Raw genomic sequence first — 12,679 nt, 5'->3', positions numbered from 1 at the left:
GACGAGGGCACCGGCCCGGACGAGCACGGAGGCATCATGGGCGAGCCGTTGCGCCGCGGAACGGACCGCGGGGAACACCGCCGCCCGACCGTCGCGACCGCTCCGCCGGCCGACCTGGTCGCCGCCCCCGGCTACGGCGCGCGCCGCATGTACCAGGCGTACCTCGCCGCCTGGAGCCGCCACGTCGACCCGGTGCTGACCGGCCCGCAGTTCGCGGTGCTGTCGGCGATCCGCGCCTACCCGGAGTCCGACCAGAGCTCACTGGCCGGCGCCGTCGCCCTGGACACCTCCACGATGGCCGACGTCTGCCGCCGGATGGAGCGCCGAGGACTCATCGAGCGCACCGAGTCCCCCCGCGACGCCCGGCGCAAGATCCTCTCCCTCACCGACGACGGCACAGCTGCCCTCGCCGAGGTCACCCGCCGTACGCGGCGCCTGGACGCGGAGCTGCTGGCCGCGGTCCCGCAGGACCGGCGCTCGGAGATCGCCGGCCTGCTCAACACCCTCGGTGCCCACTGGGAGGCGGTCGCGGAGCGGACGTCGCTGCCCGGCGACGACTGAACCCGCCCGCCCCGTTACGTCCCGGTTTCCCTTCCGGGTCGTTCCCGCGAGAACCTTGCGTATCCGGATAGTACGTGCTCGGATTACTTCTCGTGCGGGCCACGTCACAGGTCCGCCGGATGCGAGGAGGTAGTCGTGGCACCCAGCCAGTCCCTGGAGATCACGGTCACGGGCGGCGGCCTCGGCGGGCTGACCGCCGCACTGGCCCTGCGCCGCCAGGGCTTCCGGGCCACCGTGCTCGAGGCCGCGCCGCAGCTCGGCGAGGTCGGCGCCGGGATCCAGACCGCCCCCAACGCCAGCCGCATCCTGTTCGGCCTGGGGCTGCGCCGGTCGCTGGAGCGGATCCACACCGCCCCGCAGGACCAGGTGCGGCGGCGCTGGGCCGACGGCTCGATCATCGCCCAGCTCCCGCTCGGGCAGCAGGTCGTCGAGGCCTACGGTGCGCCGTACTGGCACTACCACCGCGCCGACCTGCACCGCGTCCTGCTCGATGCCTGCCTCGACCCGGACGGCCCCGGCCCCGCCGTGACCGTGCACACCGACGCGAAGGTCGTCGAGCTCGACCGCAGCGACCCGGACCGCCCGGTGGCGGTCACCGCGCGCGGGCTGCGCGTCGCGGGCGACGTGCTGGTCGGCGCCGACGGCATCCGGTCCGGGGTGCGCGACCTCGCCGGGTTCGACGACACCCTCGCCTTCTCCGGCGAGATGGCCTACCGCGCCCTGATCCCCGGCGAGCTGATCGCCGCGGACCCGGCGACCCGGTTCCTGCTCGACCGCTACCACTCCACGATCTGGTACGGCCCCGGCAAGCACCTGGTGCACTACATGATCCGCCGCGGCGAGTACCTCAACGTCGTCGCGATCGTGCCCTGCACCGAGCAGGTCGAGCGCGACTGGAGCGCCCCCGCCACCGCCGAGGACCTCGTCGCCGACTTCGCCGACTGGGACGACCGCGTCCCGGCGATGCTGTCCAAGGCCAAGGACGACGTCTCGGTGTGGGCGCTGTACCGGCGCCGCCGCGACCCGGTCTGGCTCGACGGCCGGGTCGTCCTCCTCGGCGACGCCTGCCACGCGATGCTCCCCTACCAGGCCCAGGGCGCCTCGCAGGCGATGGAGGACGCCGCCGTGCTGGCCGAGGAGCTCGGCGCGGCCGGCCGCGGCGGGATCGACACCGCGCTCGCGCGGTACGTGCAGCGCCGCGCCAAGCACGCGGGCGTCGTCCAGGACGCCTCGCTGCAGAACATGGACTTCTACCACCTGCCCGACGGCCCCGAGCAGCGCGAACGCGACGAGAAGCTGCGCCGCTTCCAGGGCGAGTCCGACGTGTCCTACGACTGGCTGTGGCGGGGTTCCCCGTTGAACGATCCGGACGACGAGTCCGTCACCTACCCCTTCGCCCGATAGAGGAGCACCGACATGCGTACCGGAGACCAGGTCGTCCAGGACCTGCCCTGGCGCTGGGGCGTCCAGGGGAAGATCTTCCTCATCGGCGGCCTCGGCTACATGTTCGACGCCTGGGACGTCGCCCTCAACGGCTTCCTCACCCCACTGCTCGGCGTCGAGTTCGACCTCTCGACCGGCCAGCGCGGCCTCGTCGCGACGGCCAACCTCATCGGCATGGCCGTCGGCGCCGTCGCGTTCGGCACCATCGCCGACCGGATGGGCCGCAAGCGGGTCTTCAGCATCACGCTGCTGATCTTCGCCCTGTTCTCCGTACTGGGCGCCTTCTCCCCCAGCTGGGAGGTCTTCCTGGCGCTGCGCTTCCTGGCCGGCATCGGGCTCGGCGGCTGCATCCCCGTCGACTACGCGATCGTCAGTGAGTTCTCACCCCGGCGCTACCGGGGCAAGGTGCTCGCCGCGATGGACGGCTGGTGGCCGATCGGCGCCACCCTCGCCGGGCTGTCGGCGACCCTGCTGGTGCCCGTCGAGGGCAACTGGCGCTGGATGCTCGCGCTGATGGTGCTGCCCGCGCTGCTGCTGGTCTGGGTCCGCCGCGGCGTCCCGGAGTCCCCGCTCTACCTGGCCCGGACCGGCCGCGAGGCCGAGGCCCGCGCCGTCATCGACGACATGGTCCGCCGCACCGGCGCCCCCGTCGAGCAGTACACGATCACCGCCGCCGCGCCGGAGCCGACCACCTCGCGCCGCCGCGGTCTCGGCGCGCTGGCCGAGCAGCTGCGCATGGTGTGGTCGTTCAACCCGCGCATCACCGGCGTCGCCTGGTCGCTGTTCATCACCGTCATGGTCGTCTACTACGCCGCGCTGTCCTGGATGCCGTCGATCCTGCGGGCCCAGGGCATGGGCGAGGTGGCCGCGTTCGCCTCCACCACGGTCATGAACGCGGTCGGCATCCTCGGGGTCATCACCTCGGTGCTGCTGGTCGAGGTCGTCGGCCGCAAGTGGGTCATCGGCGTCGCGGGACCGTGCGCCGCACTGTCGCTGGTCGTGTTCTCGCTGGTCATGGGCTCGTCCACGGCGGCGGTCGCGATGATCGCGGTGTTCGGGTTCTTCGCCCTGGTCGTCATCCCGGTCATGTACGCCTACGTCTCCGAGCTCTACCCCACCGAGCTGCGGGCCTCGGGCTTCGGCTGGGCGTCGTCGTCGAGCCGGGCGGTGACCGGCTTCGTCCCGCTGATCTTCGGCAGCCTGCTGTGGCCGGTGCTGGGCCTGCCGCTGACCTTCACGCTGATGGCGCTGCTGGTGCTGGCCGCGGTGACGTTCATGGCGCTCGGCGCCCCCGAGACCCGGGGCCGCGAGCTGGACCGCATCACCGGCGACGAGCAGACCCTCGACGCGCCGGCCGTGGAGCGGGTGGAGAAGGCGTGAAGCCCGCCGCGTTCACCTACCACCGGGCGTCGTCGGTGCGCGGGGCGGTCGACCTGCTGACCGAGCTGGCCGACGACGAGCCCAAGCTGCTCGCCGGCGGGCAGAGCCTGGTCGCGATGATGAACTACCGGATGGCCCGCCCCGGGCACCTGATCGACCTCACGCACGTGCCGGGCCTGGCCGGCATCCGCCGCACCGGCGGTGCACTCCGGATCGGCGCACTCACCACGCACCGGGCCGTCGAGCGGGCCGACCTCGGGCCGGACTTCGCGGTCCTGTCGGCCGCGATGCGCTGGGTCGGGCACCTGCCGATCCGCACCCGCGGCACCGTCGGGGGGTCGATCGCGCACGGCGACGCCACCGCCGAGTGGTGTCTGCTGGCCGTGCTCCTCGACGCCGTGGTCGTCGCCGAGGGGCCGGGCGGGCGCCGCGAGATCCGGGCGCGGGAGTTCTTCCTCGGCCCGTTCACCACCGCCCTGGCCCCCGACGAGGTGATCGTCGAGGTCGTGTTCCCCCGGCCCGCGCCGCGGGCGGCGCTCACCGAGTACGCCGACCGGCGTGGCGACTTCGCCGTCGTCGCGGCGGGGGTGGACCTGGACACCGAGGAGGTCGTGCTCGGTGGGGTCGGCGCCGTCCCGGTGCTGGTCGGCCCGGCAGGGACGCCGTCGGAGGTCGCCGACGGGCTGGAGCTGCGCGACGAGGCCGGGATCCCCGCGGCGTACCGCCGCGGCCTGGTCCGCACCCTCGTCGCCCGGGCACGGGAGGAGGCCGCCGGTGGCTGAGCCCGGATTCCGCCGCGACGGCAGCTGGGTCGGCGCGTCCGTCCCGCGCCGGGAGGACCCGCGGCTGCTCACCGGCCGCGGCCGGTTCGTCGACGACATCACGCTGCCCCGGATGCTGCACGCCGCGTTCGTGCGCAGCACCGAGGCACACGCCAGGGTGGTCGACGTCGACCTGTCCGAGGTCCGTGCGGTCCCCGGCGTCGTCGCCGCGTTCGCCGCCGCCGACCTCGCCCTGCGCGACATCACCGCGTTGCTCGACCGGCCGATCGAGGAGTTCGTCCCGACCTCGATGCCGGTGCTGGCCGGGGAGAAGGTCCGCTACGTCGGCGAACCGCTCGCGATCGTGCTCGCCACCGACCCCTACGCCGCCGAGGACGGGGTGGAGGCCGCCGTCGTCGAGCTCGACCCGCTCGACCCGGTGGTCACCGAGGCCGCCGCGCTGGCCGCGGCCGGCCCGCCGGTGCACGACGAGGCCCCCGGCAACGTGCTCGTGGACGTGTCGCTGTTCGCGACCGAGGGCATCGACGACGTGTTCGCCGACGCGCACACGGTCGTCTCGGTCGAGGCACGGACCGGTCGGCAGAACGCGCTCCCGCTGGAGACCCGCGGCGTCGTCGCCGACTGGGACGACCGCGACGAGCAGCTGGTCGTGCGCACCTGCACCCAGGTCCCGCACCAGGTCCGCACGGTCCTGGCCCGCTGTGCCGGGCTCGACGAGAGACAGGTCCGGGTCCTGGTGCCGGACATGGGCGGCGGGTTCGGGCAGAAGTGCGTCGTCGGCCGGGAGGAGATCGCCGCCGCGGCCGCCGCGAAGCGGCTCCGCCGTCCGGTGAAGTGGATCGAGGACCGGCGCGAGGCGCTGACCGCGAGCTTCCTGGCCCGCGAGCAGCACTACACCGCCCGCGCCGCGTTCACCGCCGACGGGGAGATCCTCGCCCTGGAGTCCGACGTCGTCTGCGACATGGGCGCCTACTCCTGCTACCCGTTCACCGCGGGCATCGAGCCGCTGATGGCCTCGGCGGAGATGCCCGGCGTCTACCGGGTGCCGGCCTACCGGGTGCGCGGCCGCGCGGTCACCACGAACAAAGCGCCGACCGCACCGTACCGCGGGGTGTCCCGGCCGCAGTACGTGATGGTGATGGAGCGGCTGATGGAGCGCGCCGCCCGCGAGCTCGGGCTCGACGCCCTGGAGGTCCGCCGCCGCAACCTGATCACCGAGTTCCCCTACCGCGGGGTCAACGCGATCACCTACGACCCGGGGTCCTACCGGGAGTCGCTGGACCTGTGCGAGCAGGTGCTGCGCGACGAGGGCTGGCCCGGGCGCACCCTGTCCGACGGCCGGGTCCTCGGCATCGGCTACTCCTGCTTCTCCGAGCGCACCGGCTACGGCTCCGGCGCGTTCGCGGCGCGGAAGATGCAGGTCGTCCCCGGGTTCGACCTGTCCCAGATCACGATGGACCTGGACGGCACGGTCACCGTCACCACCGGCACGCTCTCGCACGGCCAGAGCCACGAGACGACCTTCGCCCAGATCGTCGCCGACCGGCTCGGCCTGCCCTACGACAAGGTCACGATCGTCCAGGGCGACACCGACCGGATCACCTACGGCTGGGGCTCGTTCGCGTCCCGCTCGGTGACGATCGGCGGGTCCGCGGCGGCCGCGGCGGCGGTGAAGCTGGGCGACCAGCTCCGTGCGCTGGCCGCGCACCTCGCCGGGAGCGACGTCGACTCCGCCGAGCTCGACGGCCGCGGCGGCGTCCGCGCCGGGGACCGCACGTTCTCCTACGCCGAGCTGGCCGACGTCGCCTACCTGCGCGCGCACCTGCTTCCCAAGGAGGTCGGGCCGGGCCTGACCGCGACGGCGAGCTTCGACGTCGGCGGCGACGGCACGTTCTCCAACGCCACGCACGGCTGCGTCGTCGCGCTGGACCCGGGCACCGGCGGCGTGGAGATCCTGCGCTACGTCTGCGTCGAGGACTGCGGCGTCGCCATCCACCCGCGCGTGGTCGAGGGGCAGGCCCGCGGCGGCATCGCCCAGGGCATCGCCGGGGCGCTGTTCGAGCAGGTCGTCTACGACGAGCTCGGCCAGCCGCTCGCGCCGAGCTTCATGGAGTACAAGGTCCCGACCGCCGCCGAGATCCCCGACGTGCGCATCGAGCACCTCGAGACACCGTGCGCGTTCACCGCCGACGGCGCGAAGGGCGCAGGCGAGGGCGGCACGATCGGCGCCCCCGCGGCCGTGCTCAACGCCGTCAACGACGCGCTGCGCACGACCGGCGTCGAGCTGGACTCCACCCCGATCCCCCGCGCCGCCCTCTTCGCGGCCCTGAACCAGGAGGCATCGTGACCGACGTCCAGCTGGTCGAGCTGACCGTCAACGGCGAGCGTCACGAGCTGGCGATCCCGCCGCGCCGCACGCTGGCCGACGTGCTCCGCCACGACCTGGGGCTGACCGGCACCCACGTCGGCTGCGAGCACGGGATCTGCGGGGCGTGCACCGTGCTCGTCGACGACGCGCCCGCCCGCGCCTGCCTGCTGTTCGCCGTGCAGGTGGAGAACGCAGCGATCCGCACCGTCGAGTCGCTGTCCGGGCCCGACGGCGGGCTGTCGGACCTGCAGCAGTGCTTCGGCGAGCACCACGGTCTGCAGTGCGGCTTCTGCACCCCCGGGTTCCTGATGCTGGCCGAGGGCTACCTCGCCGAGTCCCCCGACGCGGATCGCGAGGAGATCCGCGAGGTCGTGGCGTCGAACCTGTGCCGGTGCACCGACTACCAGACCATCGTCGACGCCGTGGAGGACTGCGCGGGCCGGCGCCGCGCCGCGCTGCAGTCCGCACTGGACTCCGCACCCCGTTCCGCCCCGCAGTCCGCCCCGCAGTCCGCACTGGACGGAGCATCCGCATGAGCCCGCACGCCACCGGTCCGCACGGGGCCGGCACCGACGCGACCTATGCGACCGCCGGGTTCGGCGCGGCCGCGCGGCGCGGGACCCGGCCCGCGGTCGTCGTCGTGGACCTGACGGTCGGGTTCACCGACCCCGCGCTGCCCACCGGCAGCGAGCTGTCCGAGGTCGTCGCGGCGACGTCGACCCTGGTCGGGGCGGCCCGCACCCTCGACGCCCCGGTGGTGTGGACGACGATCGCCTACACCCCCGCCGAGCTCGACACCCTGCCCTGGCTGGTGAAGGCGCCCGGCATGCGCTCGCTCGTCGAGGGTTCGGCCGCCGTCGGCTTCGACCCTCGGCTCGACGTCCGCGGCACCGACCACACCCTGACCAAGAAGGGTGCCTCGGCGTTCTTCGACACCGGGCTCGCGACCCTGCTGCAGTCCTCCGGTGTGGACACCGTGCTGGTGTGCGGGGCCACCACCTCGGGCTGTGTCCGCGCGACCGCCGTCGACGCCGTCCAGTCCGGGTTCGGCGTACTGGTGCCGCGTGAGTGCGTCGGCGACCGCGCGGCCGGGCCGCACGAGGCGAACCTGTTCGACATCCACGCCAAGTACGGCGACGTGATCGGTCTCGACGACGCGCTCGCCTACCTGAAGGGACTCCTGTGACCGTCACGTCCACCCGCCTCCGGCAGGTCCGCCAGGACGCGCTCGCCGACCTCGCCGACGTCCCCGCCGTGTCCCGCTGGGTGCGGCACGGCGACCTGGCGCTGCACGCCCTGGACTACGGCGGCGACGGCGTCGCCGTCCTGGTCCTGCCCGGCATCACCAGCCCCGCGGTGACGATGGACTTCGTCGCCCGCGAGCTCGTCGACCTGTGCCGCCCGGTGGTGCTCGACGTCCGCGGTCGCGGGCTGTCCGACACCGGCGGCTCCTGGACCCTCGACGACTACGCCGGCGACGCCGTGGCCGTGCTCGACGCGCTGGACCTGGGCCCCGACACGGTGCTGTTCGGGCACTCGATGGGCGCCCGGATCGCCGCCGTCGCCGCCACGCGACGGCCGGTCGGCGGCGCCGTGCTCGTCGACCCGCCGCTGTCGGGACCCGGCCGCGCGCCGTACCCGACGACGCTGGAGGCGTTCCTGGGCCAGCTGCACGAGGCACAGCACGGCACCGACGCCGACGGGGTCGCGCGGTCCTGGCCTCGCTGGCCCCGCCGCGAGCAGGAGCTGCGCGCACGCTGGCTGTCCTCCTGCGACGAGGCCGCGATCGCCGCGACGCACGCCGGGTTCGAGTCCGAGGACTTCTTCGACGTCTGGCCGAGCGTCCCGGCGCCGGTGACCCTGCTGTACGGCGCGGACTCCCCCGTCGTGCCCGCGTCCGGGGTCGCCGAGCTCGCCGCCGCCCGGCCGGGCTCCCGGCTCGTCGCCGTCCCGGACGCCGGGCACATGGTGTTCTGGGACAACCCGGCCGAGGCGCTGGAGCTGCTGCGCACGACGCTCACCGGGCTCCTCCGGGGCTGACCCCGCCCCGCCCTACGCCGCCCCGGCTCCCGGGGCGATCGGCGCGGGCCTACCGTCTCGGTGTGCAACCGTGCCCGCGCCCGATCACGTCCCTGCTGCGGGCGGCCGTCCTGCTGGTGGCCGCCCTGCTCCTGGCAGGCTGCTCCGCCGACCGTCCCGCCGCCTCGTCGGCGCAGGACACCGAGCCCTGGCCGGGACAGACCGCCTCGGAGCGGGTCGGCGCCCCCGGGCTGGAGGCGCTGCGGACCAAGTTCCGCTTCTACGCCCAGGACCCCTGCTGGACGGGCGACGCGGCGAAGGTCTTCCCGCGCTGCGGCCGGTTCACCACCGAGATCCGCAACGTGCTGCCCCAGGTCCGCCACGACGCACCCGCCGCGGCCACGCAGGCCGACCTCGTCGGGAAGGCGCTGGACGACTTCGCCGCGAAGGGCTGCCAGGCCGACCCGGGAACCCTCGCCGAGGGCGAGGCCACCGTCTGCGGCCCGGCGTTCCGCGCGGTCCAGGAGACCGTCCAGGGCATGGCGACGGCGGCGGGCGCCGGAACCTGAGGGCCCTGCGCCGTCCATGATCGCCAGGAGTGGAGTCCGGAGCGCAGTCCGCCCACCTCCACGCTCCACTCCTGGCGATCATGGAACGGCGACGCGCACCCCGGCCGGCCCCGGCGCGTCGACCGGCGAGCCCGCGGCGGGAGCGGCCCCGCCATCCCGCGGCGACGGAGCACACCGCCGTCCCGCGGCGACGGCGCACACCCTCACCCCGCGGCAGCCCCGGTGAGGAACGCGTCCAGCTCCGCCCGGGTCGGCGCCGTGGCCGGCCCGTGCCGGGTGACCGCGAGTGCCGCGGCCGCACCGGCCCGGGCGACCGCCTCGGACCACGCGGTGCCGCGCAGCAGCTCCGCGGCCAGGACACCGCAGTGCGCGTCCCCGGCGCCGTTGGTGTCGACGGCGTCCACCACCGGCGCCGGGACGGCCTCCACCGCCCCGTCGCGGACGACCACGCAGCCCGCGGCTCCGTCGCGGACGACCACGGCCGCGTCGTCGCGCAGTTGCCGTGCCAGCGCCTCGGCGGCGCGCGCCGCGGTCGGCTCCCCGGTCAGCAGCCGCGCCTCCCGCGCGTTGGTGCTGAGCACCCCGGTCGCGGCGAGCATCCGCTCCCACAGCGTGTCCGGCACGTCCGTGACCAGCGGCCCCGGATCGAGCAGGACCGTCGCCGACGACTCCTCGGCCGCGGCGAGCAGCGCCCCGGCCTTGTCCGGGACGAGCAGGCTGTAGCCGGACACGTAGAGCACGTCGTCGGCGGTGGTCGCGGGGAGCCCGGCGGGGAGCGCGGTCTCGACACCGCTGCCGGTGACGAAGGTCCGCTCCCCGGACGGGTCGACCAGGGTCACGCAGATCCCGGTGTCGCCACCGAGGTCGGGCGGCGCGGTCACCGTGACACCCTCCGCGGCCAGCGCGGTCCGCACCAGGTCACCGTGCGGACCGGTGCCGTGCCCGCCGGCGTAGAGGACCTCGGCCCCGGCCCGGGCGGCCGCGGCGACGACGTTGAACCCGCCGCCGGGCAGCATCGTGGTGCCGGTGGCGAGCACGTCACCGCCCGGCGGAGGCAGCGCGGGAACCTGCATGACCAGGTCGACCAGGACCTGTCCGGAGTGGACGAGCTGGCCGGTCACCGCTGCTCCCGGGCCCCGCCCAGCGCGGCGTACACCCCGGCCGCGACGACGAAGGTGATCACCCAGGCCAGCCCGTTCTCGCCGAACCAGGTGCCGGCGAGCGGCCCGGTGAACCACGGCTCCGACGACGGCCCGACGGTGGCGAACAGGTAGCCGACGACGATCGCCAGCGCCCAGGCCGCCGTCGCCCGCGGCTCGATCCCGCCGCGGTACCAGTAGCCGCTGCTGCGCGAGGTGTCCATCAGGGCCACCGGGTCGTAGTGACGGCGACGCAGCATGTCGACGGCGAACACCCCGACCCAGGCGGTGATCGGCACGGCGAGGGCGCTGATGAAGGCAATGAACGGCGGGTAGAAGCCGTCGGCGATCAGCATGAAGTAGATCGCGCCGACGAAGGTCACGAGCACGTCGACGACGACGGCGTACACCCGCGGCAGCCGCACGCCCAGGGTCAGCGTGGTCAGCCCGGCCGAGTAGACCGACAGGTGGTTGGACAGCAGCAGCCCGCCGAACGCGGCGACCAGGTACGGGATCGCCATCCACGCGGGGAGCAGGTCGCGGATCGCGGCGACCGGGTCCTCGGCGGTGGCCAGGGTCGGGTCACCGGCGGCGAGCAGGCTGCCCAGCGAGATCAGCAGCACCAGCGGGATGCCCGCACCGGCGGCGGCCGAGGCGACCAGGGAGCCGGCCCGCACCGACGGGGACTGGTAGCGGGACATGTCGGCCGAGGCGTTGGCCCAGCCGATGCCGGTGCCCGCCGCGATCACCCCGACCGCGGCGACGACCGCACCCGACGGCGCGGGGGCGGCCGCGGCGACCGCGGCCCAGTCGACGGTGGCGACCAGGAACCCGCCGACGACGATGTTCAGCGCGCCGAACACCCAGGTCGCCCAGCGCTGCACCGCGACGAGCACCGCGTGCCCCAGCCCGGCGACGAGCACCGTGCACAGCACGAACACCGCGATGCAGACGATCGTGATCACCGGGTGGTCCTTCGCCGACGGGCTGGTGCCCGCGATGATCGTGACCAGCGACAGCAGCGCGAACGCGGCCGTGGTGGTGTTGACCGTCTCCCAGCCCAGCCGCGACAGCAGCGACACCAGGGTCGGGCCGATGTTGCCGCGGGCGCCGAACACCGCACGCGACAGCGTCAGCCCGGGGGCCCCGCCGCGCCGCCCGGCGATCGAGACGGCGCCGACGATCGCGAACGACCCGACGCTGCCGAGCACCGCGGCGATCACCGCCTGGGTGATGTTCAGCCCGGAGGCGACCAGCGTCGCGCCGAGCGGGAGACCGAGGATGGAGATGTTCGCGGCGAACCAGACCCAGAAGAGCTGCCCCGGGCGGCCGTGCCGTTCGGCGACCGGGACGGGTTCGATGCCGCGGGTCTCGAGCGTGCCGGTCCCGGCGGTGCCGGTGTCGGTCGTGCTGGTGGCCATGTCGGCCTCCTGTCAGGATGGAAGGCGGAGGCGGAGCAGCCCCTCGACCACGTCGTCGAGGGGATCGAGCAGGGCGGCGTTGACCCGGCGAACGGTGCCGACGAGGTCGGCGGGCAGTGCGGCGGCGCCGTGCACCGCTCCGAGGACCGCGCCGCAGATCGCGGCGACGGTGTCGGTGTCACCGCCCAGCGAGGCGGCGGTGACCAGCGCGGCCCGGGGATCGTCGCCGAGGGCGGCGGCGAGCCCGAGGGCCGCGACGACGGACTCGGTCGCGGTGACCGAGGTGCCGACGACGTCGACGACGGTGTCGGCGAGCGCGGCGCGGTCGAGCCCGGGCAGGACCCGGAACGCGACGTCGAGGCGGGCGGCGACGTCGGCGCCCGCCGCCCAGCCGCCACGTCGCGCACCGGCCCGGGCGGCGTCGAGCGCGGCGTCCAGCGCGGCAGGGAGCCCCGCGCCGGACACCCCGGCCGACACCGCGGCGGCCACCGCGGCGGCGGCGGCGATCCCGGGTGCGGTGTGGTGGGTGACGACCGCGGACTCCACCACGGCGTCGAGGAGCCGCGGACCGGTGTGCGCGATGCCGACCGGCGCGACGCGCATCGCGGCGCCGTTGGTGACGCCGTCGCGGCCCGCGAGCTCCGGCGGCTCACCGTCCGCGAGCCGGGTCAGGGCCCGGCGGGTGGACGGGCCGAGCAGGTCCAGCGACCCGCGCCGGATCATGTCCTGCTCCCACGCCTCCAGGGCACCGGCGAACACCCGGGCCGGGACGTGGCCCCCGTGGTCGAGCAGGATCCGGGCGAGCAGCAGCGCCTGCTCGGTGTCGTCGGTGACGGTGCCCGCCGGGAGCTTCGGGGCGATCGGCTGGTCGTCGGCGCCGTCGAGGAGCCGGTCGACGACGCCGTAGCGCTCGGTGATCGCGGCCCGGGACAGCGACTGGGTGGGCATCCCGAGGGCGTCGCCGACGGCGAGGCCGAGCAGCGCGCCCATGGCGCGG

The 12,679-nt window shown here is 74.8% G+C and carries 12 protein-coding genes; 9 read left to right on the top strand and 3 right to left on the bottom strand.

Going from position 1 to position 12,679, the window contains the following annotated elements:
* Nucleotides 1–36 precede the first annotated feature (36 nt).
* The 9 genes from Ae331Ps2_RS15920 (at nt 37) to Ae331Ps2_RS15880 (ending at nt 9,122) form a co-directional block, all read left to right on the top strand.
* Nucleotides 37–561, top strand: coding sequence for a MarR family winged helix-turn-helix transcriptional regulator (locus Ae331Ps2_RS15920; RefSeq protein ID WP_075329749.1), 525 nt, complete (start codon nt 37–39; stop codon nt 559–561).
* 135 nt (nt 562–696) lie between these two features.
* On the top strand, nt 697–1,965 hold the full coding sequence (locus Ae331Ps2_RS15915; RefSeq protein WP_075307987.1) for an FAD-dependent monooxygenase: 1,269 nt from the start codon (nt 697–699) through the stop codon (nt 1,963–1,965).
* Between the two features lie 12 nt (nt 1,966–1,977).
* Nucleotides 1,978–3,384 carry an MFS transporter gene (locus tag Ae331Ps2_RS15910; protein WP_075307989.1) on the top strand — a complete coding sequence of 469 codons (1,407 nt, stop codon included), beginning with the start codon at nt 1,978–1,980 and terminating at the stop codon, nt 3,382–3,384.
* Complete coding sequence (locus Ae331Ps2_RS15905; protein ID WP_075307991.1) at nt 3,381–4,166, top strand: xanthine dehydrogenase family protein subunit M; 786 nt, start codon at nt 3,381–3,383, stop codon at nt 4,164–4,166. Before Ae331Ps2_RS15910 ends, Ae331Ps2_RS15905 begins: the two co-directional genes overlap by 4 nt.
* Nucleotides 4,159–6,513: a xanthine dehydrogenase family protein molybdopterin-binding subunit gene (locus tag Ae331Ps2_RS15900; protein ID WP_075307992.1), complete on the top strand. Its 2,355-nt coding sequence runs from the start codon at nt 4,159–4,161 to the stop codon at nt 6,511–6,513. The genes Ae331Ps2_RS15905 and Ae331Ps2_RS15900 overlap by 8 nt, the downstream gene beginning before the upstream one ends.
* Nucleotides 6,510–7,070 (top strand): (2Fe-2S)-binding protein, encoded by a 561-nt coding sequence (locus Ae331Ps2_RS15895; RefSeq protein ID WP_075307994.1) that lies wholly within the window; start codon nt 6,510–6,512, stop codon nt 7,068–7,070. The genes Ae331Ps2_RS15900 and Ae331Ps2_RS15895 overlap by 4 nt, the downstream gene beginning before the upstream one ends.
* Nucleotides 7,067–7,720, top strand: coding sequence for an isochorismatase family protein (locus tag Ae331Ps2_RS15890; RefSeq protein ID WP_075307996.1), 654 nt, complete (start codon nt 7,067–7,069; stop codon nt 7,718–7,720). Before Ae331Ps2_RS15895 ends, Ae331Ps2_RS15890 begins: the two co-directional genes overlap by 4 nt.
* The gene (locus Ae331Ps2_RS15885; protein WP_075307998.1) at nt 7,717–8,574 is read left to right on the top strand and encodes an alpha/beta fold hydrolase; all 858 of its coding nucleotides are present in this window, start codon (nt 7,717–7,719) and stop codon (nt 8,572–8,574) included. Before Ae331Ps2_RS15890 ends, Ae331Ps2_RS15885 begins: the two co-directional genes overlap by 4 nt.
* A gap of 62 nt (nt 8,575–8,636) precedes the next feature.
* Complete coding sequence (locus Ae331Ps2_RS15880) at nt 8,637–9,122, top strand: hypothetical protein (protein WP_075308000.1); 486 nt, start codon at nt 8,637–8,639, stop codon at nt 9,120–9,122.
* Nucleotides 9,123–9,325: 203 nt separating this feature from the next.
* Here Ae331Ps2_RS15880 and Ae331Ps2_RS15875 read toward each other — a convergent pair whose 3' ends face one another.
* The 3 genes from Ae331Ps2_RS15875 to Ae331Ps2_RS15865 are packed head-to-tail and all read right to left on the bottom strand — an operon-like array spanning nt 9,326 to nt 12,672.
* Nucleotides 9,326–10,243, bottom strand: coding sequence for a PfkB family carbohydrate kinase (locus Ae331Ps2_RS15875; RefSeq protein ID WP_075308002.1), 918 nt, complete (start codon nt 10,241–10,243; stop codon nt 9,326–9,328).
* Complete coding sequence (locus Ae331Ps2_RS15870) at nt 10,240–11,682, bottom strand: cytosine permease (RefSeq protein WP_075308004.1); 1,443 nt, start codon at nt 11,680–11,682, stop codon at nt 10,240–10,242. Before Ae331Ps2_RS15870 ends, Ae331Ps2_RS15875 begins: the two co-directional genes overlap by 4 nt.
* Nucleotides 11,683–11,694: 12 nt before the next feature.
* Complete coding sequence (locus Ae331Ps2_RS15865) at nt 11,695–12,672, bottom strand: ADP-ribosylglycohydrolase family protein (protein ID WP_075312282.1); 978 nt, start codon at nt 12,670–12,672, stop codon at nt 11,695–11,697.
* Nucleotides 12,673–12,679 lie beyond the last annotated feature (7 nt).

Origin of the sequence: Pseudonocardia sp. Ae331_Ps2, from assembly GCF_001932405.1 — a bacterium.
Taxonomy (GTDB): domain Bacteria; phylum Actinomycetota; class Actinomycetes; order Mycobacteriales; family Pseudonocardiaceae; genus Pseudonocardia.
This window is presented reverse-complemented; position numbering and strand designations above follow the sequence as displayed.